The sequence below is a fragment of the Pseudoalteromonas sp. NZS100_1 genome (assembly GCF_015864285.1).
Classification (GTDB): domain Bacteria; phylum Pseudomonadota; class Gammaproteobacteria; order Enterobacterales; family Alteromonadaceae; genus Pseudoalteromonas; species Pseudoalteromonas arctica.
On record NZ_JADYXN010000033.1, the window covers coordinates 17,648 to 41,033 of the forward strand.

At 38.6% G+C, this 23,386-nt stretch carries 25 protein-coding genes and 1 pseudogene; 11 read left to right on the forward strand and 15 right to left on the reverse strand.

Annotated features, from left to right (window positions below; all coding sequences use genetic code 11):
* Nucleotides 1-9: 9 nt before the first annotated feature.
* Both I6F66_RS17675 and I6F66_RS17680 read left to right on the forward strand, forming a co-directional pair.
* On the forward strand, nucleotides 10-342 hold the full coding sequence (locus I6F66_RS17675) for a Na+/H+ antiporter subunit G (protein ID WP_007585525.1): 333 nt from the start codon (nucleotides 10-12) through the stop codon (nucleotides 340-342).
* A 130-nt stretch (nucleotides 343-472) separates the two neighbouring features.
* Nucleotides 473-973, forward strand: coding sequence for a DUF2059 domain-containing protein (locus I6F66_RS17680; protein WP_165742258.1), 501 nt, complete (start codon nucleotides 473-475; stop codon nucleotides 971-973).
* 21 nt (nucleotides 974-994) lie between these two features.
* On the opposite strand, the gene I6F66_RS17685 is transcribed toward I6F66_RS17680, so the two are convergent.
* The gene (locus tag I6F66_RS17685) at nucleotides 995-3,637 is read right to left on the reverse strand and encodes an EAL domain-containing protein (RefSeq protein WP_166419157.1); all 2,643 of its coding nucleotides are present in this window, start codon (nucleotides 3,635-3,637) and stop codon (nucleotides 995-997) included.
* Between the two features lie 320 nt (nucleotides 3,638-3,957).
* On the opposite strand from I6F66_RS17685, the gene I6F66_RS17690 reads away from it, so the two are divergent.
* From I6F66_RS17690 to I6F66_RS17720, 7 genes and pseudogenes are all read left to right on the forward strand, one after another.
* Entirely contained in the window at nucleotides 3,958-4,401 is a 444-nt protein-coding gene (locus I6F66_RS17690; protein ID WP_165741484.1) for a MerR family transcriptional regulator, read from the forward strand.
* Nucleotides 4,391-6,637 (forward strand): heavy metal translocating P-type ATPase, encoded by a 2,247-nt coding sequence (locus tag I6F66_RS17695; protein ID WP_197209532.1) that lies wholly within the window; start codon nucleotides 4,391-4,393, stop codon nucleotides 6,635-6,637. Before I6F66_RS17690 ends, I6F66_RS17695 begins: the two co-directional genes overlap by 11 nt.
* A 20-nt stretch (nucleotides 6,638-6,657) precedes the next feature.
* Nucleotides 6,658-7,011, forward strand: a complete 354-nt coding sequence (locus tag I6F66_RS17700; protein ID WP_165728929.1) for a cupredoxin domain-containing protein — start codon at nucleotides 6,658-6,660, stop codon at nucleotides 7,009-7,011.
* A gap of 75 nt (nucleotides 7,012-7,086) precedes the next feature.
* Nucleotides 7,087-7,302 (forward strand): TIGR02450 family Trp-rich protein, encoded by a 216-nt coding sequence (locus I6F66_RS17705; RefSeq protein WP_002958506.1) that lies wholly within the window; start codon nucleotides 7,087-7,089, stop codon nucleotides 7,300-7,302.
* 627 nt (nucleotides 7,303-7,929) lie between these two features.
* Complete coding sequence (locus tag I6F66_RS17710) at nucleotides 7,930-8,142, forward strand: calmodulin (RefSeq protein WP_007585535.1); 213 nt, start codon at nucleotides 7,930-7,932, stop codon at nucleotides 8,140-8,142.
* Nucleotides 8,143-8,311: 169 nt separating this feature from the next.
* Nucleotides 8,312-8,518: a calmodulin gene (locus I6F66_RS17715; RefSeq protein WP_165728928.1), complete on the forward strand. Its 207-nt coding sequence runs from the start codon at nucleotides 8,312-8,314 to the stop codon at nucleotides 8,516-8,518.
* 377 nt (nucleotides 8,519-8,895) lie between these two features.
* Nucleotides 8,896-9,084 (forward strand): annotated as a pseudogene (locus tag I6F66_RS17720) (calmodulin); the annotation flags it as partial.
* A 260-nt stretch (nucleotides 9,085-9,344) separates the two neighbouring features.
* Here I6F66_RS17720 and I6F66_RS17725 read toward each other — a convergent pair.
* Nucleotides 9,345-10,961 (reverse strand): M28 family metallopeptidase, encoded by a 1,617-nt coding sequence (locus I6F66_RS17725; RefSeq protein ID WP_165742105.1) that lies wholly within the window; start codon nucleotides 10,959-10,961, stop codon nucleotides 9,345-9,347.
* A 142-nt stretch (nucleotides 10,962-11,103) separates the two neighbouring features.
* Between I6F66_RS17725 and I6F66_RS17730 the strand changes: the two genes are divergently transcribed.
* Complete coding sequence (locus I6F66_RS17730; protein WP_007585545.1) at nucleotides 11,104-11,253, forward strand: hypothetical protein; 150 nt, start codon at nucleotides 11,104-11,106, stop codon at nucleotides 11,251-11,253.
* A gap of 106 nt (nucleotides 11,254-11,359) precedes the next feature.
* Here I6F66_RS17730 and I6F66_RS17735 read toward each other — a convergent pair whose 3' ends face one another.
* Nucleotides 11,360-11,599, reverse strand: a complete 240-nt coding sequence (locus I6F66_RS17735; protein ID WP_007585551.1) for an RNA-binding protein — start codon at nucleotides 11,597-11,599, stop codon at nucleotides 11,360-11,362.
* A 256-nt stretch (nucleotides 11,600-11,855) separates the two neighbouring features.
* On the opposite strand from I6F66_RS17735, the gene I6F66_RS17740 reads away from it, so the two are divergent.
* Entirely contained in the window at nucleotides 11,856-13,142 is a 1,287-nt protein-coding gene (locus I6F66_RS17740; RefSeq protein ID WP_165739930.1) for a VCBS domain-containing protein, read from the forward strand.
* Between the two features lie 80 nt (nucleotides 13,143-13,222).
* Here I6F66_RS17740 and lipA read toward each other — a convergent pair whose 3' ends face one another.
* The 12 genes from lipA to lptE all read right to left on the reverse strand — a co-directional run bounded on the left by lipA (nucleotide 13,223) and on the right by lptE (nucleotide 23,386).
* On the reverse strand, nucleotides 13,223-14,188 hold the full coding sequence (gene lipA / locus I6F66_RS17745; RefSeq protein ID WP_002958515.1) for a lipoyl synthase: 966 nt from the start codon (nucleotides 14,186-14,188) through the stop codon (nucleotides 13,223-13,225).
* Nucleotides 14,185-14,838 (reverse strand): lipoyl(octanoyl) transferase LipB, encoded by a 654-nt coding sequence (gene lipB, locus I6F66_RS17750; protein ID WP_165728925.1) that lies wholly within the window; start codon nucleotides 14,836-14,838, stop codon nucleotides 14,185-14,187. Before lipB ends, lipA begins: the two co-directional genes overlap by 4 nt.
* 19 nt (nucleotides 14,839-14,857) lie before the next feature.
* Complete coding sequence (gene ybeD / locus I6F66_RS17755; protein ID WP_002958517.1) at nucleotides 14,858-15,136, reverse strand: DUF493 family protein YbeD; 279 nt, start codon at nucleotides 15,134-15,136, stop codon at nucleotides 14,858-14,860.
* A 175-nt stretch (nucleotides 15,137-15,311) separates the two neighbouring features.
* The gene (locus I6F66_RS17760; RefSeq protein WP_165728924.1) at nucleotides 15,312-16,475 is read right to left on the reverse strand and encodes a serine hydrolase; all 1,164 of its coding nucleotides are present in this window, start codon (nucleotides 16,473-16,475) and stop codon (nucleotides 15,312-15,314) included.
* Nucleotides 16,476-16,574: 99 nt separating this feature from the next.
* Nucleotides 16,575-17,339, reverse strand: coding sequence for a septal ring lytic transglycosylase RlpA family protein (locus I6F66_RS17765; protein WP_165739928.1), 765 nt, complete (start codon nucleotides 17,337-17,339; stop codon nucleotides 16,575-16,577).
* Complete coding sequence (gene rodA, locus I6F66_RS17770; RefSeq protein WP_007585558.1) at nucleotides 17,339-18,445, reverse strand: rod shape-determining protein RodA; 1,107 nt, start codon at nucleotides 18,443-18,445, stop codon at nucleotides 17,339-17,341. The genes I6F66_RS17765 and rodA overlap by 1 nt, the downstream gene beginning before the upstream one ends.
* Nucleotides 18,442-20,310, reverse strand: coding sequence for a penicillin-binding protein 2 (mrdA, locus tag I6F66_RS17775; RefSeq protein WP_033012431.1), 1,869 nt, complete (start codon nucleotides 20,308-20,310; stop codon nucleotides 18,442-18,444). The genes rodA and mrdA overlap by 4 nt, the downstream gene beginning before the upstream one ends.
* Nucleotides 20,311-20,319: 9 nt before the next feature.
* The gene (rlmH, locus tag I6F66_RS17780; RefSeq protein ID WP_007585562.1) at nucleotides 20,320-20,790 is read right to left on the reverse strand and encodes a 23S rRNA (pseudouridine(1915)-N(3))-methyltransferase RlmH; all 471 of its coding nucleotides are present in this window, start codon (nucleotides 20,788-20,790) and stop codon (nucleotides 20,320-20,322) included.
* Between the two features lie 37 nt (nucleotides 20,791-20,827).
* The gene (rsfS, locus tag I6F66_RS17785) at nucleotides 20,828-21,145 is read right to left on the reverse strand and encodes a ribosome silencing factor (protein ID WP_165728920.1); all 318 of its coding nucleotides are present in this window, start codon (nucleotides 21,143-21,145) and stop codon (nucleotides 20,828-20,830) included.
* A 55-nt stretch (nucleotides 21,146-21,200) separates the two neighbouring features.
* On the reverse strand, nucleotides 21,201-21,836 hold the full coding sequence (gene nadD / locus I6F66_RS17790) for a nicotinate-nucleotide adenylyltransferase (protein WP_197209533.1): 636 nt from the start codon (nucleotides 21,834-21,836) through the stop codon (nucleotides 21,201-21,203).
* A gap of 21 nt (nucleotides 21,837-21,857) precedes the next feature.
* On the reverse strand, nucleotides 21,858-22,895 hold the full coding sequence (gene holA, locus I6F66_RS17795; protein ID WP_197209534.1) for a DNA polymerase III subunit delta: 1,038 nt from the start codon (nucleotides 22,893-22,895) through the stop codon (nucleotides 21,858-21,860).
* Nucleotides 22,895-23,386, reverse strand: a complete 492-nt coding sequence (lptE, locus tag I6F66_RS17800) for an LPS assembly lipoprotein LptE (protein WP_165744033.1) — start codon at nucleotides 23,384-23,386, stop codon at nucleotides 22,895-22,897. Before lptE ends, holA begins: the two co-directional genes overlap by 1 nt.

The window sequence follows — 23,386 nt, forward strand, 5'->3', positions numbered from 1 at the left end:
GGTGAAAACATGATCAGCGAATGGGTTGTATCAATATTATTGTTATTTGGTGGTACGTTTATTTTAATTGGCTCAATAGGCTTAGTTAAACTACCTGACTTTTTTATGCGTTTGCATGGGCCAACTAAAGCAACAACGTTGGGCATGGCAAGTATGCTAATTGCAGCTATGGTTTATTTTGCAAATTCAGGGCATGGCCTAAGTGTTAAAGAAATACTCATTACTATATTTTTACTAATTACGGCACCGATTAGTGGTTACATGCTAATAAAGTCAGCTATTCATCATAAGCTAAAAGCCAAAGAAGGCACTAAAGGCCTAGATAATGTAGAAGACGATTAACATAAAAATATATTTATAAAAGGCCGAATAAATTCATTTTACTCGGCCTTTTTAGTGATTGCTTGTACCCTTTACAAGACTAATTAATAATGTAACTATAAAACGATTATTTATATGAAAGGATATTATTATGGGTAAGGTACTACTTTTATCATTACTGATTTTTTCTAGTAGTTTATATGCTGAACAAAATACTAAGCAGCAAAAAATAGATGAACTTATTAGTGTAATGAATTTAGATTCAATGGTTGACTCTATGTACGGCCAGGTTGAAGGTATGATGAAAGGCATGTCAGACCAAATGGGCGTTAAGCCTTCTGAGCAGCCAATTTTTGATAAATACTACGCAGATATGACAGCAGTATTAAAAACGCAAATGAGCTGGGCTAAAATGCAGCCAATGATGGTTAACGTGTACGACAAGCATTTTAATGAACAAGAAATTGCCGATATGTTAGCTTTTTATAAAACAGATACTGGGCAAAAAATACTCGCTAAAATGCCAGTTGTAATGCAAGAATCTATGCAAATGTCACAAAGCTTAATGCAAGATGCAATGCCTAAAATACAAGCTTTAGCGCAGCAACTAAGTGACGAATTAAAAGTATCTCGCGAGGGTGAAAATAAGTAAGGCTGATATTTATCTAAACTTTTATTTTTCATCACATGGGCAGGGTTTACCAATATGGTAGCCCTGTACATAGTTAACACCGATAGTCTCAAGTATTTGGTTAATCTGTTCATTCTCTACAAACTCTGCAATGGTCTGCATTCCCATCATATGGGCTATTTCATTAATAGATTTGACTATTTGTTGATCTACTTGGCTGCGTTCAATATTTTTAATTAAACTGCCATCTATTTTAAGATAATCAGCTGGTAGGTTTTTTAAATATTCGTAAGTAGACGCGCCACTGCCAAAATCATCGATTGCGAACTTAATACCAAGTACTTTCATCTCTCTTATAAAATTTTGAACTTTAGTTATCTGAGATATAGCAGCTGTTTCGGTGATTTCAAAACAAATATTCTTAGCATTGATATCACTTTTTTTTATGAGTTTAATTATGTGTTGTACAAACGCCTCATTACTTAGGCTAATCCCAGATAAGTTAATAGATACAAGGGTATTATTATCAGGGAAAAACTCTCTATATCTCACTAATAAAGTACTCACTACCCATTGATCTATTAATGTTATTAAGCCATTTTTTTCTGCAGCTGGAATAAATAAATCAGGGGGAATTAGTTTATTATCAAGCGCTTTAAAGCGAATTAAAATTTCGTAGTGGGCTTGTTCACTTATAGAAGAGCTTAGTGGAGCTATTTGCTGTTTAACTAAAAAAAACTGATTATTAGTAATAGCTTGGCTAATATTCGCAATATAGCCTATTTGAAGTGCTTCGTTGTATAAACTATTGTTACCGTGATCGGTAATATAAACACGACCTCGGCCTAGTTCTTTAGCTTTATAGCACGCTAGATCTGCTTTACTAAGTAACTCTGTCGCATTTAGTCCATATGTTATAGGCACCATACCTATACTAATACCTGAGTCAAAAATTCGTTCATTCCATATAAACTTATAGCTTCTAATCGTACTAATTATTTTTTCACAGGTGAGCTGAGCTTGCTCTAAAGTTGAATCATTAACTAATAAAGCAAATTCGTCCCCGCCTAAACGTGCAAGTAAGTCTTTATTAGTAATGCTTTGCTTTATAAGTGTCGCGACTTCACATAACATGGCATCACCAACTAGGTGACCTGCGCTGTCATTAACTAATTTGAAGCGGTCTAAATCGAGTATACATAAAAAGCGTGGAGCTTGATTATTTTGCTTATTAGATAAGTAAGCTTTCAGTTTTTCATTAAAGGTTTGGCGATTTATAAGCCCAGTAAGTTGGTCATAGCTTGCTTGATATACGACTCGTTCCGAAAGCTGATGTTGCTGTGTGATATCCTTAATTATTCCGCGGTAACCCGAAAAATTACTGTTTTGATCAAAGGTTGGCTTAGCCACGAGCATTAAAATTTTAAGATCTTTACTGGATAATTTTATTTTTATAATTAGGTTTTTTATTTTATTTTTTTTCTCAGTAGCTACTTTATAATTTTCCCAAGGAAACTCAATATTATTGTTATTTTTCAATAATGACTCAAAGGTATGATTAAGCATTTTTTGCTGAGATAAATTAAAAAATAACGTTGTATTACCAGAAATATAGCAAAGTTCACCTAATTGATTTGTTTCCCAAAATACATTTGCGCCAGCTTGAGCTAAGTCTTTATAACGCTGTTGATTTATATTTAATATTTTTTGGTTTTGCTTTGTACGTCGAATTATTTCAGCCATTAATATAATGATGCACAGTGCTGTGCTAAATGCTGTAATAGTAAGCCAAACGTAGGTTTTGTACTTTTTATAAAAGCTTGTTTTTTGATTAATAAGAACTTTAGGTGTGGGGGTTAAAGCTAAATTAATACCAATTTCTTCTAATTTTCCAACATCTAAAACCCATATGCTTTGCGCCTGTAAAATAGGCTGTAACAGTGAAGCCTCAGTACCATTTAATATTTTCTTAATGAGCTGACTCGTCTGCATTGCGTGCTGAATACCGTCAAGTTCGTGTGCGCCAGTTGCGCCATTATTTAACGTAACTTTTGCAATAGTGAATATGGGTCTAGTAGTATGCTTAGCTAGTAAAGAGCTACTCTCGCTCCAGCGAATAAGTTCATTTCTTTGATTGGGATTAATGAGTTGTCCGATCACCAGTATTGGAATGTTTTTAGAGTATGGGGTAAGTGTTGTTGCAATATCTATTTCATTTAAATCGATGACCTCATAAATATGTTTAGGTGCTTTTGGGTCCTTATTAATTGCTCTAATTTTATTTAAGTTTATTTTACCGGTTATACTGCTGTCGGAAATAACAATTAACTGTTCTTTCCCCGTCATTCTCTTTATATCGAATACTGTTTGGGCAAGGTTTCTATTTTCGAAAACACCTGTCATGTTTTTTTTTGCTAAAATTTCAGGTGTAACTTGGTTAATACCACTGTATACAATTGGTAATGAAGGGAAAAATGTAGCCCTGTGACCTGTCACCCACTCGAGTGCAGAGTCATCTGTTACAGCAATAAGGCTTAAATTAGTAGATATGTATTTGTGTTGGAGGTAGGTCAAAAATTGTTCTTTAAATTTTCCTTGAGGATAGCGCTTAGCATCCATAAATTCATGGAATAAATGCGTACTTTTTTCTTCTTTAAAAGAATCTTCAAATCCTTTTTTAAGCATACTGGTCCACTCATGCTCACTATGATAAGAATGAATGATCAGAATATTATTTTTAGCATTTTCTGCTATGCCTAGATTGCTATATAGGCAACCTATAAAAATGATAAGGTATTTTAGCAAAACATAAAATAATCAATTTGTTAGGGAGTTTATAGTATGCGTTTAATTGCACTATATCCAACTTTCGATTAAAAATACGAGTTAAGTTTATACTATTATATTTTTTGTAGGGAAAAGTCATTGCATTTTAATGATGCTATTGACCTATGTGTTGCACCTAGGTTTATTATGAAACTACTGAAACATGACGGAGCTAAATTATGTATGTTAAACAACTCGCCAAGTTAATGGGCGTGACTGCCGATACTGTTCGTCATTACACGCGTGTTGGGTTACTTAATCCAATACGCAGTGAAGAAAATGGCTATCAAGAATATACAAAGCGAGACCAGCAACGTTTAAAGTTTATTATTAGCTCTCGTCAACTTGGTTTTTCACTCAAAGATATTCAACAGATTATAGGCGAGTCAGAGCAGGGGAATTGTCCTTGTCCGTTAACGCGTAAACTCATTACTAAACGCCTAGAAGAAACCGAAGCACTATTTCAAGAAACATTAAAATTACGAAACAGAATGCATGCAGCTCTGGAGCAATGGGATACATCAGCCGATGGTGCAAATACCAGTGACGTGTGTAGTTTAATAGAATCTTTTGTTGATCCAATAAACGATTCTGCAAATAAGGAGCAGCGTAATGACGACTAATACAAAAGACACCGCGCAAAACTTTATTATTGAAGGTGCTAATTGTGGCAGTTGTGTGGCCAAAATTGAAAAAGCCCTCAATAGTGTTCAAGGTGCGCAAAGCGTAGAAATGAACTTTGCTGAGCGTACTGTACGTGTAGAAGGTAAAGCCGACGAAAGCACGCTTATTAAAGCAGTCGAAAACATTGGTTATTCAGCTAAGCCAATGAGTAACGAATCTGATCAAGATGCACTTGATGAAAAAGCAAAGTCAGACGAGGCACATTACAAAAAGCTAATGCGTAATATGATATTAGCGTTAGGAGTCGGTACACCGTTAATGATATACGGGCTTATTTTTGACATGAGTGTAACCACCGACACACAACGAATAGCGTGGTTTTTAGTGGGTATAGTCACGCTTGTAGTTATGGCTATATCAGGTAAACAATTTTACAACGGCGCATGGCAAGCATTTAAAAACCATGCGGCAAATATGGATACATTAATAGCGCTTGGTACAGGTACTGCGTGGTTGTATTCGATGTTTGTAGTAATCGCACCAAATTTATTACCAGAAGTCGCAAGACACGTATATTTTGAAGCGTCATCGATGATCATCGGTTTAATTAGTTTAGGGCTCGCTTTTGAAGTAAAAGCACGTGGGCGAACCTCACAGGCAATTAAACGCTTAATTGGTCTGCAACCAAAAACTGCACGCGTAATACGCGATGATCAAGAGCAAGACATCGACATTAGTGATGTTGTAAAAAATGATGAAGTACGTGTTCGCCCGGGTGAAAAAATCCCTGTAGATGGCGACGTTATTGAAGGCAGCAGTACGGTTGATGAGTCAATGCTTACTGGTGAGCCAATGCCTGCCCGCAAAAAAACGGGCGACAAAGTCGTTGCCGGAAGTATTAATAAAAGTGGCACTTTATTATTTAAAGCCACGCACATTGGTAGCGAAACCACACTTGCCAATATTATCAATATGGTAAAGCGTGCACAAAACTCTAAGCCATCTATAGGGCGCTTAGCTGATGTTATATCAGGGATATTTGTACCAACAGTCATGATTATAGCAGTACTTGCTGGCCTTGCATGGTTAAACTTTGGACCTGAGCCATCAATTGCTTATGCCGTTGTTGCTGTAACCACGGTACTTATTATTGCTTGTCCTTGTGCGCTGGGACTCGCAACCCCTATGTCGGTTATGGTGGGTATTGGTAAAGCCGCTGAGTCGGGAATATTAATTCGAAATGGCGAGTCGCTGCAAACTACATCTAAAATCACCACCATGATTTTAGATAAAACAGGCACTATTACTCAAGGCACACCGCAAGTTACCGATGTGGTTACATTTAACAACAGCGACGAAAATACAGTAATGCAATGTGTTGCAAGCCTTGAAAGTAGCTCAGAGCATCCACTGGCTGAAGCAATTACGGCATACGCTAAAAAGCATGGCTTAACACTGAGTAAAGTTACCGACTTTGATGCCATTACAGGTAAAGGCGTAACTGGCAGTGTTGACGGGCAAACATTGTTATTTGGCAACAAAGCGCTAATGGATAAATACAATGTGAGTGTTGATGATGCAACCGAGCAAGCTCAAACACTTGCCAGTGATGCTAAAACGCCCATGTATTTTGCAAGTAATAATAAGCTCCACGCTATTATTGCTGTAGCAGATCCTATTAAAGAGGATTCAGTAGAAGCGATTAAACGCCTGCAAAATAAAGGTATCCACCTAGTTATGCTAACTGGTGACAACAAAGCCACTGCACAAGCTGTTGCTAAGCAAGTTGGTATTGATGACTTTATTGCAGAAGTAATGCCCGATGACAAAGTAAACGAAGTAACAAAACGCCAAGCCAATGGTGAAATAGTGGGTATGACTGGTGACGGTATTAACGATGCTCCCGCACTTGCGCAAGCCTATGTAGGCTTTGCAATTGGTACAGGTACTGATGTAGCAATAGAAAGTGCAGACATTACCTTAATGCGTGGCTCGTTACATGGCCTTGCTGATGCAATTGCCGTGAGTAATGCAACTATTTCAAATATTAAACAAAACCTATTTGGTGCCTTTATTTATAACGTGGCGGGTATTCCGATTGCAGCCGGCGTGTTGTATCCATTTTTTGGCATATTACTTAACCCCGTTGTAGCAGGAGCTGCTATGGCACTTTCATCGCTTACTGTGGTAAGTAACGCTAATCGCTTACGTTTTTTCAAACCAAATAAATCGTAATTTAAGCTAAGGAGTACATTATGTTGATGATTAATATAGGTGGTGCACTGTTAATAGCCGCAATTATTTATTGGTTTTGGCTATACAAACCAGAGCAAACACAAAGTGATGACAATAAAGTAACGATAGTCGTTGATAACGGTATCTATAAGCCTGGCCATATTCAAGTGGCTGCCAACAAAGAGGTTGTACTTACCTTTGATAGAAAAGACAGCGCACCGTGCGCCGAAACAGTGATATTTCCACAGCTTGATATAAGTAAAGCTCTGGCAATGGGTGATGGTAATACAGTTAAACTACCTGCGCTTGAAGCTGGTGAATATGACTTTCATTGCCAAATGCAAATGTACAAAGGTAAGCTAGTTGCGCAGTAACCTGAACTAAGTAGGTGTTGGGGTCGTATAGTTGCTTTATATAAGCTGTGATATTAGCAGGAGTCGCTATATTAAATGAATAAATTAAACCCTAAAAAATTATTGAATAGTAAATGGACCGCAACACCTGCTATAAATAAAGAAAAGCACTTTATTATTGTTGAGGTGGAATTTGATGAAGACGGCAATGTAATTGAGTGTATTACCGAGGCTGTTATGTCAAAAAATCAATATCCAATTAGTTGGCGAGATTTAAAAGACAACCAAAAGTGGCTACAAGGGTGGAAGTAGTTTAAATCTATATAATTTACCTCCCTCAAATAGTGGCACTTTTAGCGGTACTTTTGCAGATGGCTGGCACACGATGTAGGTTTGCTTAACTCAAGCGAACCTATATTTTACGGCGCATTAAGTTATGAACTCAATGCTATAACTTAGCTTTCACATTGCAACCTTTCTAGATAAATTCGCCATTTGGCAACAAAACAGTTAATTTCAAAATATCACTTCACAATTTTTATAAAATACCTCAAAAAAATATAACTATCTAATTTTAAATAAGTTTATTTTTTAATAAACTTGAATAAATCCTATGTAATTTCCATGTTCATATTCAGTTTATTTTGAAGACGAACCTAAATGCTCCCGTCACTGGCTTTTTAGCTAAAGTGTGTCTTTTTAATTAAAGTTAACTTATTGATTTATATTGGCTTATTTTTTTTAGTTAAATGACTGTTGCTAAAAAGCAACAAAAGCATCTCCCCAAATTTAGCTTCTCTCGCTTTATATTGTTTAACCCATTGTTTTTAAATAACAAATAAAAAGTGGCATCGAAGTTGTAATACCAAGAGTGTATTAAGCAAAACGTGATGAAAGCCAAAGGCCTTAATCGCAACAACCCAATGAAGGAATACTATTATGAAAACATTTCAATCAACATTAGTACTAATGGCGCTAGCTTCTTCATCAGCGGCTTTTGCAGCAACAGATTTTGATACGCTAGACGTAGATGGTAATGGCGCAATCAGCCAAGCCGAAGCTTCAGTAGATGCTGAGCTTTTAAGCAAATTTGAAGAACTCGATACAAACCAAGATGGTGAGCTATCTGAAGATGAGTTTTCTAAGGCCTAAAATTAAAGCCTTAAGCAGTTAATGCTCTGTGATGTTATCTAAATTCTGAGTTGCCAAAGACAACCTAAGTAGGCAAGGGAGCCTACTAAAAAGAATAACCAGGAAGTGACTAGAGAACACTATTGAGCAAATTTATTTAGGACACCGCATACTTTTGAAGGATTAAATTATGAAAAAGCTACAATCAATATTTGTGCTCATAGCTATTGTTTCCTCGTCAGTTGTATTTGCAAACACAGACTTTGAAACACTTGATACAGGCGGCAATGCTTTAATTAATCGCTCTGAAAAATCGGCGCAAGTGATAGAGCAATTTGACGAGCTGAATGTTCAAAGTAGTGGTGGTCCGACAGAAAATGATTTTTTTGAATATTAATTTATTCAAACTTTACTCCTAAAGGATCTTTGAAAAGGACTTCTTACCTCTCTCTTATCAGGCACAAAGCCTAAGGAAACGCTTATGAAAACATTACACAAAACTTTAGGGCGTATTGATCTTTGTGGATTGAAATTTGTTCAATCTAGGAACGATTAAATCGCGGCGCGAGGTTTGTAACCTAGTGGGCTAAGTAAAAACCGAGCAACAAAGAGTTAATAGTCCCTAGAAAGAACCCAAAGGGCAGCGCATGTTTGGTATTTATGCTGCGTTATCGCCTATTTATGGGGAATAACCACACTACATAGGCTCTGCCTTGCCTAAAAACCAAACAGACTGCTGCAAATTCACCCACCAAAGATCAACACGCCCTACCACTTGTAGCCCTAGCTTCTTCTTCAGCGGCGTTTGCTGCGGTAGATTTTGATTCTTTTGATACTGATGGCGACGGCGTAATTAGCAAATCAGAAGCACAAGTAAACTCGCAACTAGTACAGTTATTTGATCAATTAGATACAGATGGAAATGGCGAGTTACCTAAAGAAGAGTTTTCAACGGTTCAGTAACAGGCTTTATATTTGAGTTAGTTGTAAAACCTTACCAGTCATACTCACAAAGCAACTAAGTATTTAATACTTAGTTGCTTTTTTCGTAAAAATTTTTATAGTTTGTCACTATAGACAGATTTACTGTGCTAACTATTTTATTAATAGGGTGCAGGTAATCATGTTTAAAGTGGTACTTGGGCAATAAAAGCATTTATATATGGCTTAATGAAAAAACCCTCCAAGTAGGAGGGTTTTATATTACTCAGTAATAGCTATTACTACTTATCTTGTGCGCGCTTAGCTTTAAAGTCAGACTCGCTAGTCCACTTTGGCCAATCGCCATTGTTTGCAAGTTGAGCGGCTATATCAACAATAAGATCTATATCTTGCTTAACTCCCCCTAGCGACCAATCAGCAGAGTAGTCGTCTGCTTCTTTATGGTACTTATGCGCTATGTATTCAGGGTCGGTATCGCCCAGGCTCATAAATAATAGACTAGGCACACCTTGCTTAGAAAGTGAGAAATGATCAGATCTAAAAAATAAGCCATTTTGCGGGCGAGGATCCATTTTAACAACACGGCCTTGTGATTTTGCAGCCTTTGCTAAATAGTTTTCCATTGTCGATAAATCTTTACCGTATTGTAAAATGTAGTCAGTGCCATCAAGCACGTTCATGCCATCAATATTTAATAGACCGACCATTTTTTTTGTAGGTACAACCGCACCCGATGCAAATTCTTCAGAACCAATTAACCCCGTTTCTTCTGCTGTAAAGTTAGCAAAAATAATTGAGCGTTTAAATGGTTTTTGCTTATTCATTTTGTTCATGATGCGTGCTATTTCAAGCGTGGCTGCAGTGCCTGAAGCGTTATCTACTGCGCCGTTATAAATCTTAGGGCCAGTATCCGTTTGTTTAGTACCAAAGTGGTCCCAGTGAGCGCTAATAACAACGTATTCGTCAGGTGATTCGCTACCTGTAATTTGTGCAACTACGTTATGCGATTTTGCATGAGATACTTCGTTTTTAAAGGCAAGGTTTGCTTTTAAGTTAAGTGGCGTCGCTTTAAAGTCATCATTTAATGCTGCTTGTTTTAAATCTTGATAGTTAAGCTTTGCGGCGTTAAACATTTTCTCAGTCGCATCAAGTGTTAGCCAGCCCATAACCGGTAATTTAGACGCGTTTAAATTGTTATCCGTTAACGTGTATTTAGTGCCGGTGTTTGAACTTTCAACTACGCCCCAAGGGTATGCCGCAGGTGCTGTTTCATGAACAATAAATACAGCCTTTGCACCTTGGCGAGCGGCTTCTTCATATTTATAAGTCCAGCGACCGTAGTAGGTCATTGCATTACCAGTAAAAAGGGCATTGTTTTGAGTAGCAAAGCCTGGATCGTTAACTAGCACAACCACTGTTTTATCTGTTACATCAATATTTTTATAGTCATTCCAGCTATATTCTGGCGCATTAATGCCATAGCCAACAAATACAACGTCAGAGCTTCTTACATCAATTAATGGCTGAAGTTGCTCGGTACGTGCGGTAAAGTCTTTGCCTGATTCAAAGCTCAAATCACCTACCTTTAACTGCATGTCCTGATTAGCTGTCACCATTGCCATTTTTACAGGCTGTAAGTATTTACCTTTATAAGCACCGGTTAAACCCAGCGCTTTATATTGCTCGCTTAAGTAGCCTACTGTTTTTACTTCGCCATGAGTAAGCGGGCCTCGGCCTTGAAAGTCATCAGAGGCTAGCGTTTTAATATGCTGTTTAATATTGCTAAGGCTTACACCGGCTGTATTTTCTAATGGGGTTTGTTGGCTTGCAGGCTCTGAGCAGCCAAAGAGTGCAACTAGCAGGCTTAGGCTAGCGCTTTTTAAAAGAGTAGATGCCATAGTCTTCATATTGTTATTTAATTAGGCTTTCAATATAAAGGAAGCACCGCAGCGATGTCGAATTTTTATAGAGAACTTTTCATTCAATTGCAGATTGATTTTATAATGTGTATAAATAACGAACAACCTAAAGGAGCACATAATGAGCCAATGTAAAAAAAGTGGGTATTTATTTATAGCTAGTGGCATTGCATTTTTTGCTGCTGCAATATTAGCTGAGCAGGAGACATTTTTTGTGCTGTCTGCTTCTTTTATAATATTGGGCACTATAAGTATAAAAAAAGCGGCTTAATAACCGCTTAGTTTTTTTAGCTAAATATAAAGCTTAAATACAATACTTGGCACTAAAAGCAAAAAACCAGCATTAGCTGGTTTTTTAGTATAAGTTGCAGTTAGCTTTATGCGTCTGCAAGCTTTACGCGGATCTTACTTTTATCAACAGTAGATTGGTTAAGTGCTTTAATGGCGCTTTTACTTTCTATGTCGTTTGGCATTTCTAAAAAGGCAAAGCCTTTAGATTGGCCAGTTTCTTTATCAAGTACCAAGTTGCAGGTAGTCACTTTACCGTGCTCTGCAAATAAAGTACGAAGCTCATGCTCAGTGGTAGCACGAGACAAGTTACGAACTAATAGTTTCATAATGAACCTAAATAATTATGTCAGTATTAATTATCTCAAGTAACTCAGCTTTAACCTAATTTTATTTTAAAACATATATAAATAAACGTTCTATAGGAATAATTGTTTGTATCACACTGAAAAAACATAGCTTTTATAATTTTAAATAGATTGCCATCAAATTGGTCATGTTAATTGGTAATTGAGTTGTGGTTATTTGCATAGTTAATTGGTAAGTTTATGTTTTATTAACTTACTATTAACTATAAAACTAACAATGCCTAAATATAATCTTAAACTGCGTAATGTAATTACAACCGCACTTCTATCTTGTTTAGTTGTTGGTTGTGGCAGCTCTGGCTCTGATTCTACGGTGCAAAATAATGAAGCGGTTACTTTACAAACTCCTGCAATAATTGGTGGTAATAGCCGAGGCGAAGTTATTAGTGATAGTAATGATGCAATAACAGGCTCATTAACCATTACTGATCAACAATCCGGTGAGGCTGCTTTTATAGCACAAGAAAATAGCGCTACAAGCTATGGTTTTTTTAGCTTAAATGCTGGTGGAGATTGGTCATACACACTTGATGATTTAAATGCTTCAATAACATCTTTAAGTGAAGATGAAACACTGCAAGACACAATAACTGTAAACTCTTTAGATGATACTAGCGTGCAAGTTGTCATAACAATTGTTGGTGCACCAATAGCTCAAGCTGATGGCTTTGAGAAAATATCACACGTTTTATTGCAATCAGATGGCGTTAATTCGGGGCTTGACGCATACACGCTTATTGAAAATGCCTTCGGCGAAGGGTCAATTGAATCCCCAGATTTATACGCTGGCAATCATGAAAGTGTTGTCCATATTATTGAAGATACCGATACGATAATTGGTAACCATTTTGTCTTTTTAGCTCACCGAGATGATGACCAAGATAAAGACAAAGGCGTAAGTGATAGACAACGTAACGAAATAAAAACCTACGATAAATCACCACAAGAAACACTGGCGTTTGAGGGTGAAACATTTCAATACAGTTGGAAATTTAAAGTAAGCAGCGAGCTTGAGCTTACGAGTAAGTTTAGCCATTTTTTTCAAATGAAAGCCCGAAATGATAGCAACGACAACACCAATGGTAATGACGATCAGCCTATTATCACGCTTTCTGGGGCGCAAAAAAACAGTACAGGTAATCAGCTGCAAGTGCGATATAGTGCAGGCTTTGATGAAAACGGTAACAGCACGGGTCTGGATAGAAACTTAATTGAAACCGACTGGTCAGTTATTACTGATGAATGGGTCGAGGTATTCGTACAAGCTACATTTAGTGAAAGTGGTAAGCTTGATATGACATTAACGCGCTTAAGCGACAACGCAGAGATATTTAATATAAGCGAGCAAAACATAGATATGTGGCGCGGCTTTAATGATGATGATTTTGCTCGTCCTAAGTGGGGAATATACCGCTCAATTGTTGAAACCGACAGCCTTCAAGTTGATGAAGAACGTGTTAGGTTTGCTGATTTTTCTATCACAAGAGGTAAGTTAGCGCAGTAAGCTATTTTATCAATTAGCATGAAAAAGCCGTTAATAATTATGCATTATTAACGGCTTTTTTTATTCTTTGATAAAAGTGGTTATTTTACTTCTTTGCCCGCTGCCTGTTGATCAGCATGGTAGCTTGAGCGTACAAACGGACCTGAAGCCGCGTGAGTAAAGCCAATTTCGTCTGCATACGCTTTTAAGCCGTCAAACTCTACTGGTGGCACGTAGCGTTTAACCGGTAAGTGATGCTTAGATGGTTGTAGATATTGGCCTACAGTTAGCATGTCAACGTTGTGTGCACGTAAATCGCGAAGCACTTCTTCAATTTCGCTAATTTCTTCACCTAAACCTACCATTAAGCCTGATTTAGTTTTAACTTCTGGGTGAGCTTCTTTAAAGCGACGAAGTAATTCTAATGACCATTTGTAGTCAGCACCTGGGCGAGCTAGTTTGTATAAACGTGGCGCAGTTTCAAGATTGTGGTTAAACACATCTGGTGGCGTCTCGATTAATATCTCTAGTGCGCGGTCCATACGACCACGAAAATCAGGTACTAAAATTTCGATAGTGATAGTTGGATTATGTTTACGAATCTCGCGAATACAATCGGCAAAATGCTGTGCACCACCATCACGTAAATCATCACGGTCAACTGAAGTGATTACAACGTAGCTTAGCTTCATATCTTTAATAGTAAGTGCTAGCTTTTCAGGTTCAGTGGCATCAGGTTTTAATGGGCGACCATGGGCAACATCACAAAATGGGCAACGACGAGTACAAATAGCACCTAAAATCATAAAGGTAGCTGTACCGTGGTTAAAACATTCAGATAGGTTAGGGCACGAAGCCTCTTCACATACCGAGTGTAAGCCATGCTTACGTAGCGCTTTTTTAATGCCGTCAATGCGATCGGTTGATTTAGGTAAGCGAATTTTTAACCATTCTGGCTTACGCAACATTTCAGTTTTTTCTGTAGGTAAAACTTTTACTGGGATCAACGCCATTTTTTCTGCGTCGCGTAGTTTTACACCTGGTTCCATTTTGACTGGTTTATTCATTCGTTTTCAAACCCTTCAGTATGCTTAACCTGTGTTGCATTAAGCTTATTGATCATGTGTTTTACCAATCCTTCACCCGCACTTTCTAGGTTTTGAGGACCATCTAATTCTTTAGTTTGCACCATATTCATGCCCGCATAACCACATGGGTTAATGCGTAAAAATGGACTTAGATCCATATTAACATTTAATGCCAAGCCATGAAACGAGCAACCACGACGAACTCTTAACCCAAGAGATGCAATTTTGCTGTCGTTAACGTAAACACCTGGTGCATCAGCTTTAGCATAAGCTTGAATACCGTACTCGGCGAGTGATTCAATAATGCACTCTTCAAGCCACGTAACTAGTTCACGTACACCAATTTTTAAACGACGTAGATTAAATAATACATACATCATTTGTTGGCCTGGTCCGTGATAAGTTACTTGCCCGCCACGGTCAACTTTAATCACCTCAATATCGCCAGGAGCAAGTAAGTGTTCGTCCTTACCAGCCTGACCTTGGGTGAATACACTCTCGTGCTCTACAAGCCAAATTTCATCTGGCGTATTTTCATCACGGGTGTCGGTAAAGTCCTGCATTTTTTGCCAAATTGGCATATAACGCTGGCGACCCAGTTGGCGTACGATCAAAGTATTTTCGTTCACAACAAATCTCAACTATGGATTAAAGCATGTGGCGTACGTCATCAATATTGCTGATCACGTTGTAAATTTCTTCAATGTGTTTGCCACTAGTAACTGTTGCTACAAGGCTTACTGACTCGTAATTACCTTTGCTGCTTGGTTTTACTTTAGGGGCGTAATCGCCAGGTGCTATTGGTTGTAACTTAGCTAAAATTTGATCAGTTAAGTTTACATTAGCTAAACCCATTATTCTGAATGTAAATGGGCAAGGGTACTCTAGGTACTCATCAAATTTAGTATCTTTAACAGGTTGAACCACGACGGTGACTCCTCATACAAAAGTGTGGACTCTATGCAAGCTTGAAGCTTAATACAGATAGGCAATTAGCAGTCTTGCTTATATGGGGCGCATTCTAACATTTTTCAAGCAAAAAAAAACGCCTCACAGTGGAGACGTTTAAATTAGTTACCCACGTTAGTAGGGCAACTGTAAATTACTGCATTATCTGTAAACGTAAGTAATCATAAATTTTGCTAAAGAAGCTGCCTTCTTCCACTTCTTCAAGTGTTACTAGCGGGTATTGAGCAATATCTTCGCCCTCTAGTTGTAAGAATAACGTACCTACTTTAGTACCTTTAGCAAGTGGTGCTTCAAGCGTGTTATCTAGCTCAAAGTTAGCTTTAAGGTTTTTATGCTGACCACGTGGAATAGTAATTGGTGTATCTTCTAAAATACCTAAAGATACATTTTCTTTGTTACCCATCCAAATACGTTGTTCTGCAAAGCTGTCGCCTGCTTTGTACGGAGTAATTGTTTCATAAAAACGAAAACCATAGTTAAGTAGCTTTTTACTTTCTACTTTACGAGCACGTTCGCTGGTAGTACCCATAACAACAGCAATTAAACGCATATCGTTTTTAGTTGCTGAGGTAACTAGGCTGTAGCCTGCTTCTGATGTATGGCCAGTTTTAATACCGTCAACATCTAAGCTTTCGTCCCACAATAATGAGTTACGGTTATATTGCTTAATGCCGTTATAAGTAAATGACTTTTGCTTATAAAGTGCGTATTCGTCTGGCACATCACGAATAAGTGCAGCACCAAGTGTCGCCATATCGCGCGGAGTTGTGAAGTGCTCGTCAGTATCAAGGCCGTGGCTGTTGATAAAGTGGCTGTTGCTCATACCTAATTTAGCAGCATGTGCATTCATTAAATCAGCAAATGCGCTTTCGCTTCCAGCAATATGCTCAGCCATTGCAACACATGCATCATTACCTGATTGAATAATAATACCGTGGTTAAGCTGATCAACACTAATTTGCTTACCTACTTCAATAAACATTTTAGAAGATTCTGGAAAGTTTTTAGCCCATGCTTTTTCGCTTACCGTTACCATATCGGTATTGGCAATGTTACCGGCTTTAATTTCAGTACCAATTACATAACTGGTCATCATTTTAGTTAAACTTGCTGGTGCTAGCTGTGTGTCAGCTTCACCTTCAGCAATTACTTTACCAGTTGTAAAGTCGACTAAAAAATAACCTTTTGCATTAACTTGAGGTGGTGCCGGAATAATTTGGGCGCTGGCTGAGAATACGGCGGCTGTACAAACGAGGCCGCATACACCTTTGAGGATTTTATGTTTAATAGATTTCATCATACTCATTAATGGTTAAAGTTAAAAATTCGCGTTACGCCATTTTATACCCAAACTACCCCGAGATGCGAGCATCCTGGGGTAGTTTGGGTATTAGTCTTACTGAGTGTATAGCAAGAACGCGTTTTGAAATTGATCTTGTTTTAATTTTTGTAATACTTCTTTTGCATGCTGGGCATCTTTAATAGGGCCGAGGTGCAATCTATAAATAGCGTCCTTTTGAACGATATTTGTTGGTAATTTATACTGACTTCTTAACGTGCTTGCTAGCGCTTCAATGTTTGTTAGTGTACTACCTGCAGCTACTTGAATATAGGTTTGATTTACAGCAGAGCCAGCAAGCGTAACGGCCTCTAGCTTAACCTTTGCTGTACCATGAGTGTAATAGCCAAGCTTATAAGCGGCTGCGTACGAAAGGTCAATCACTCTATCGTCATGAAACGGGCCCCGGTCGTTTACGCGCACTATTACCGATTTACCATTTGCGGTATTGGTTACTTTAACAAAGCTAGGTAATGGCAGTGTTTTATGCGCTGCGGTCATGGCAAACATATCGTAGGTTTCACCATTTGAGGTGTGATAACCATGAAACTTACGGCCATACCACGAGGCAATACCTTCCTCAGAATAACCGGTTTCATCAAGCATCGGGGAATAGCTTTTACCAAGCACTGTGTATGGGCGGCTAGCGCTAGCACTTTTAGTGGTTTCGGTTACTATAGCGTCTTGCATCTCAAGTGTAGTTGGGGCTCTTAATGGCGCTGCATCATGACGCATACTATAACGGCTACTTGATCCGCTACTACAAGCACTTAAAAGTAAAATTAATAATGTAGTAAATATAAGCTGATTAGTGTGTCGCATTATTTTAAAAGCATCCTTTTATCTGTTGCGATTGACATAATAATGCCAAATCCTGCCATGAGCGTCACCATCGATGTACCACCATAACTAATCAGTGGTAAAGGTACGCCTACAACAGGTAATAAACCCGATACCATGCCTATGTTAACAAATACATATACAAAAAAGGTGAGGGTGAGTGCGCCTGCGAGCAATTTACCAAATGCATCTTGTGCATTAACAGCAATGTATAAACCACGGCCAATAATAAATAAATAGAGACTAAGTAAAACACATACGCCAAATAAACCAAATTCTTCGCTTAAAACCGAAAATATAAAGTCGGTGTGGCGCTCTGGCAAAAATTCTAATTGCGATTGCGTACCAAGCAGCCAGCCTTTACCTTCTATACCGCCTGATCCAATAGCAATTTTAGATTGAATAATATGATAACCCGAACCGAGCGGATCGCTCTCAGGGTCTAAAAAGGTGAGTACACGCTGCTTTTGATAATCGTGCATACCGTAGTGCCAAAATGGCCATGCGGCAAGCGCTACAATAGAGCTTAAAAAGCCGATTAAACGCCAACTTAATCCAGACAAAAACAAAACAAATATACCTGAACTTGCAATAAGTATAGCGGTACCTAAATCGGGTTGTTCTTTAATTAATAATGTAGGGAGCATTACAATCATAAAGCCAATAATTAAGTGCATTGGCCGAGGGGGTAAGTGGTTACGCCCTATATACCAAGCTACCATCATCGGGACTGCCAGCTTCATTAATTCTGCAGGTTGAAACCGTGTCACCCCTAAATCGAGCCATCGCTGTGCGCCTTTTGAGCTTACGCCAAATAAAAGTACACCCACTAGCATTAATAAACCAACGCAATAAAGTGGGATCACTAAACGCTTTAATGTGGCAGGCGAAAATTGGGCCAAAACAACCATAGCAACAACCGCACCGCCCATACGAGTCATGTGCCTAATCATCATTGAAGAGTCTTGGCCGCTTGCGCTGTAAACAACCATTATGCTACCAGCCATCATTATGAGTAATGCAATAAGCAGTGGTAGGTCTAGATGCATACGCATCCAAATAGAGCGTTTATCGTGCAAAGCGGTCATGGTGTATCGTTCCTTGCAAGATTAACTGGATTGGCTGCAAAGTAGTAATCCATAAGTTGGCGAGCAATTTGAATACCACCGTGGTTGTTTTCTAATACAACAGAAACCACAATTTTAGGATCGTTGTAAGGTGCAAACCCTACGTAAATTGTGTTGTCACGCTGGCGCTCTTTAAGCGATTCTGCATCGTAGCGTTCACCTTGGGCAATACTAACTACCTGTGCAGTACCCGTTTTACCAGCCGAGTCGTAGTTAGTGCCTTTAAATGCTTTGTGCGCTGTGCCTGATATTTTTTGAACTGTATTATGCATTGCATCTAACGATACTTGCCAATGGCGTGGATCTTTTAAAATAACAGGGGGTTTTTCTTCGTTGTTAATTTGCGTTATGTCGCTATCTTTTTTTATTACTTGCACCAAATGAGGTGGATGATTAATACCACGATTAACTAATATGTTAGTCGCATTTGCAATTTGAATTGGTGTAGCAGTCCAGTAACCTTGACCAATACCTACCGAAATAGTATCACCACGCCACCAAGACTCTTTAAAGCGTCCTTCTTTCCATTCTTTTGAAGGTAGAATAGCAGTAGTTTCTTCATGAATATCAATACCTGACAAATCGCCGTAGCCAAAACGGGCCATAAAATCACTGATTTTAGTGATGCCTAATCGATAAGCCGCATCGTAAAAATAGGTATCGCACGACTCTTCAATCGCCTTGTATACATCCACATGACCATGGCCCCAACGTTTCCAATCTCGCCATTTGTGTTCAACATTTGGAATTTGAAAAAAACCAGGATCCCACATTGATGTTGATTCATTTACTATATTTTCTTCAAGCGCTAATACAGCCATTAAGGGCTTTACCGTAGAGGCAGGCGCATAACGACCTTGCGTAGTACGGTTTATTAACGGACGGTCTTGGTTAAGTAACGCTTTATAATTTTTGCTGCTAATGCCGTGTACAAATAAATTTGGGTCGTAACTTGGGTTTGAATAAAGTGCCAGCACGCCACCATCTTTTGCATCCATAACTACAACAGCGCCACGCATATCTTTAAGCCCATGCTGTGCAATTTGTTGCAAGCCAATGTCTAAGGTAAGTACTAAATCGCTACCAGGTTGTGGCTGGGTCATGCTTAGAGTGCGAATTACACGGCCACGGTTATTAACTTCTACCCGTTGTGAGCCCACTTTACCGTGCAATGTCTCTTCATAGTATTTTTCTAATCCGAGCTTGCCAATATCATATGTAGCACGGTAATTGGTTGCACGATCTTCTTGTTCTAATTGGTTTAGCTCTTTTCTATTAAGCTTGGCAACATATCCAAGCGCATGCGTTAGCGTGTCGCCAAATGGGTAGTAGCGAGCCAGACGTGCCTCAATACTAAAACCAGGAAATTTATGCTGATTAACCGAAAATTTCGCCACTTCTGTTTCGTCTAAGCGGGCTTTTAATACTTGTGATTTAAAACGACGGGTGTGTTTTATATCTTTTAAAAAGTCTTGTTTATCTTGCTCTGTAATCGCAATTATTTTACTTATTTGATCAAGCGATTCGTCAAGGTCATCTACCTCTTCGGGGATGACTTCAAGGTTGTAAACAGGTTTGTTTTCAGCAAGTAGCACACCGTTACGGTCGTAAATTAAACCACGGTTGGGTGCAATAGGAATAACTTTAATGCGGTTATCGTTGGAGCGGGTTTGGTAGTCTTGGTGATCTTCTACCTGAATAGTATAAAGATTAGAAAGTAATACAGCGACTAATCCTAATACAAAAACAAAACCCACGAATGCTCGCCTAGCAAATAAGTTTGCTTCTGCGGAGTGGTCACGAATAGTGGGTCTATGTTTTAGCATGGCAAGGGGTTACTCGCGATGATAAGGATGGTTGTTATTTAAGCTCCAGCCTCGGTAAAGGCTCTCTGCAACAATTATACGCACCAAAGGGTGCGGCAATGTTAAATTAGATAACGACCATTTTTGCTCAGAAGCTGCAATGCACTCTGGAGCAAGTCCTTCAGGTCCGCCAATAAGTAAACTTACATCGCGGCCGTCGAGTTGCCATTTTTCCATATTTTTAGCAAGTTGGTGAGTATCCAGCGCTTTCCCTGTTACCTCTAACGTTACAATACGATTGCCTTTTGGAATAGCCGCTAATGTTTTTTCACCTTCAATGTGTAAAATACGCTTTATATCTGCATTTTTACCACGTTTTCCGGCTTGAATTTCAATTAACTCAAGGGCCATATCTTTAGGGAAACGGCGCTGATATTCTGCAAATCCCGTTTCTACCCATGCTGGCATTTTGGTACCAACAGCAATCATTTGTATTTTCACGTATTACTTCCAAGCATTGTCTAAAATAAGTGAGCGTTTAGCCCCACAGTTTTTCTAGATCGTAATAGATACGTGCTTCGCTTTGCATCACGTGTACAACCACATCACCTAAATCAACCAGTGCCCATTCGCCGTCGCCTTCACCTTCATAACCTAGTGGTTCTGAATCTGCATGACGCGCTTCTTTTGCTAAGTGATCAGCAATTGACTGTACGTGACGTTTAGAAGTACCAGAACAAATTACCATGTAATCTGTGATATCTGATGTCTTAGTTACGTCAATATGAACGATGTCACGCGCTTTCATATCGTCAATTTTATCCATTGCAAAGGCGAGTAGTTGTTTTGAATCCAAGGTTTTGTCTCAATTTAAAAATTTAATGGCGCGCATTTTAACACGCTAGGAGTTTTTAAGCATCAATTTGATAGAGCTGATGCGCTTCTATGTAATGACTCACTGCATCGGGCAATAGTTCATTCTTTTTATTACTTATTTTTAGCTGCTTGCGAATAGTACTTGAGGCCGCATCGAGCATTTCACCGGGTAAAAAATAAAGTTTACCGGCAAGTGACTGCTTAAGTGTTGCTGCTTCGTCTACATTTGCGTGCTGCATATAGCTTTTTAGCTCGCCATTAACAGTGCGATGTTGAGCAGGGCGTTGGTAGACCACAATATGACAAAGTTGCGTTATTGCTTGCCACTCAAACCATTTATCAAGATTGTTAAAAGAGTCCATACCAATTAAAAATAAAATAGGTGTAGTGGGGTGCTCCTTACGAAGTTCTTGCAAGCTCAGCAACGAGTACGATGGACCTGTTCGGTTAAGTTCTCTTAAATCGAGTTTAAAATGAGGATAAGGTGCAATAGCTGCGTTTAGCATATTAATTCGATGCTGCGTACTAATACCCGGCGCAGCTTTATGTGCAGGGAGTGCACACGGCATAAAATAAAGCGTATCTAAATTAAACGCATTAACGCATTGCTGCGCCATATTTATATGGCCTAAATGGACTGGGTCAAAGGTACCACCAAAAATTGCGATCATTTAACACCCATTAGCTATTTATTAATTAGCCGTGTGGCACGGCATAGGAATGTTAAGCGGCTGGCAAAATTTAATGCAAATATGTGCAAGCGCTTGGTAAGGTGCTATTAACTTACCTTGCTTATAACTGGCATCAAACAACGCTACATCACTATTTATTTGCTCTAGTGTGTGCATGTTTAACCGGTTAATAGCATTTTGAACTGGGCCTTGTTGGTTTTTCCAAATAGCCTTTTGTTTAAATAAATTAGCAATAGGCTCGCCATTTAGTAAACCAAGTTGCACGCTTATTAGTGTATTAAGCTCTTTGGTAATTGCCCACAAAATGCTCACCACTTCGGTGTTATCGCTCGCAAGTTTGTTTAATACTTTTATAGCTTGTTTAGCGTGACCATTTAATAGTGCATCACTTAAATCAAAAATATCAAACTTGGCTTGATTTAAAAGCCCTTGCATTACTAATTGCTGAGTAATTAAAGCATTGCCGTGCAGTAGTGAGAGTTTTTCAAGCTCCTGAAAACACGCTAATAAGTTACCTTCAGTGGCATTAATTAAGCTTACTTTGGCGTCGTTTTGTACATTGAGCGATAAACGTTGGCATTGATCGTCAAGCCATCGTTTTACATGCGTGCCTGTAAGCGGGTAACAAGGAACAAATACGCCTAGTTTATCAAGGGCTTTAAACCATGCACCACGTTGTACTTCTTGGCTGGCTTTAGCGCCTTTAATAATTAAAATAGTATCGGGATTAACCAGTTCAACCACTTTTTTAAAGGTGTTGCTGCCAATAACGCCTGGTTTTTGTTGGTTTAAATCAAGCTCAATAATAGTGCGCGCGCTAAACAACGACATGCTTTGATACTGGGCTATAATTTCTTGCCAATCGAACCCTTGCATTAAAGTAAACTTAATTACCTCATCAAACCCTTGCTGCTTAGCAACGTCACGAATTTGCTGTACGCATTGCGCTTCTTGAAAAGGCTCTTCCCCAAACACTAAATAAAAGGGCTTTAGCCCTTTATTTAGTTCACTCGGTAGTTGATTAGCGTAGCAGCGCATTATAGTTGCGACAGCTCTCTAACAATACGACGACTGGCTTGCTCACGAATCTCGCTAATAAGTAGCTCAAGCTCTTTTGCTTTTGCTAATGCATGATCCGGATCGTCTTGGTAATTACGGTAAAGCTCAAAGCGTTTTTCTATTGCTTTTTCGCCTGGTCGTTTAACTACATACGATACGCCATAAGCGAGCTCGTATTCAGCAACCTGACCATTTTGAAACAACGAAAGTGTTTGGCGTTCGATAGTTTCTTTACGTAAATACAACTGAGCTTTATCTTTAGCTGACGATACTAGCTCTACGTTACTCGCTTTAAGCTCTTTTTTAAGCTCAGTGAATAAAGTCGATTTTTCGTCATCGCCTACAAGTGTTAGCTGTTTTAAGTTATCAGGTAAGCTAGAGGCTTTTTTTAAATGAAATCCACAGCTTGATAACAAAAAACAGACTAGCACTAAGGCTAGTCCATTTTTAATGGCGTTAAATGCAGCCAT

Excerpts from the sequence above, each read along its gene's own strand:
- I6F66_RS17675 (WP_007585525.1), top strand. The coding sequence starts at position 10 with ATGATCAGCGAATGGGTTGTATCAATATTATTGTTATTTGGTGGTACG.
- I6F66_RS17680 (WP_165742258.1), top strand. The coding sequence starts at position 473 with ATGGGTAAGGTACTACTTTTATCATTACTGATTTTTTCTAGTAGTTTA.
- I6F66_RS17685 (WP_166419157.1), bottom strand. The coding sequence starts at position 3,637 with ATGCTTAAAAAAGGATTTGAAGATTCTTTTAAAGAAGAAAAAAGTACG.
- I6F66_RS17690 (WP_165741484.1), top strand. The coding sequence starts at position 3,958 with ATGTATGTTAAACAACTCGCCAAGTTAATGGGCGTGACTGCCGATACT.
- I6F66_RS17695 (WP_197209532.1), top strand. The coding sequence starts at position 4,391 with ATGACGACTAATACAAAAGACACCGCGCAAAACTTTATTATTGAAGGT.
- I6F66_RS17700 (WP_165728929.1), top strand. The coding sequence starts at position 6,658 with ATGTTGATGATTAATATAGGTGGTGCACTGTTAATAGCCGCAATTATT.
- I6F66_RS17705 (WP_002958506.1), top strand. The coding sequence starts at position 7,087 with ATGAATAAATTAAACCCTAAAAAATTATTGAATAGTAAATGGACCGCA.
- I6F66_RS17710 (WP_007585535.1), top strand. The coding sequence starts at position 7,930 with ATGAAAACATTTCAATCAACATTAGTACTAATGGCGCTAGCTTCTTCA.
- I6F66_RS17715 (WP_165728928.1), top strand. The coding sequence starts at position 8,312 with ATGAAAAAGCTACAATCAATATTTGTGCTCATAGCTATTGTTTCCTCG.
- I6F66_RS17725 (WP_165742105.1), bottom strand. The coding sequence starts at position 10,961 with ATGGCATCTACTCTTTTAAAAAGCGCTAGCCTAAGCCTGCTAGTTGCA.
- I6F66_RS17730 (WP_007585545.1), top strand. The coding sequence starts at position 11,104 with ATGAGCCAATGTAAAAAAAGTGGGTATTTATTTATAGCTAGTGGCATT.
- I6F66_RS17735 (WP_007585551.1), bottom strand. The coding sequence starts at position 11,599 with ATGAAACTATTAGTTCGTAACTTGTCTCGTGCTACCACTGAGCATGAG.
- I6F66_RS17740 (WP_165739930.1), top strand. The coding sequence starts at position 11,856 with ATGCCTAAATATAATCTTAAACTGCGTAATGTAATTACAACCGCACTT.
- lipA (WP_002958515.1), bottom strand. The coding sequence starts at position 14,188 with ATGAATAAACCAGTCAAAATGGAACCAGGTGTAAAACTACGCGACGCA.
- I6F66_RS17760 (WP_165728924.1), bottom strand. The coding sequence starts at position 16,475 with ATGAAATCTATTAAACATAAAATCCTCAAAGGTGTATGCGGCCTCGTT.
- I6F66_RS17765 (WP_165739928.1), bottom strand. The coding sequence starts at position 17,339 with ATGCGACACACTAATCAGCTTATATTTACTACATTATTAATTTTACTT.
- rodA (WP_007585558.1), bottom strand. The coding sequence starts at position 18,445 with ATGACCGCTTTGCACGATAAACGCTCTATTTGGATGCGTATGCATCTA.
- mrdA (WP_033012431.1), bottom strand. The coding sequence starts at position 20,310 with ATGCTAAAACATAGACCCACTATTCGTGACCACTCCGCAGAAGCAAAC.
- nadD (WP_197209533.1), bottom strand. The coding sequence starts at position 21,836 with ATGATCGCAATTTTTGGTGGTACCTTTGACCCAGTCCATTTAGGCCAT.
- holA (WP_197209534.1), bottom strand. The coding sequence starts at position 22,895 with ATGCGCTGCTACGCTAATCAACTACCGAGTGAACTAAATAAAGGGCTA.
- lptE (WP_165744033.1), bottom strand. The coding sequence starts at position 23,386 with ATGGCTGCATTTAACGCCATTAAAAATGGACTAGCCTTAGTGCTAGTC.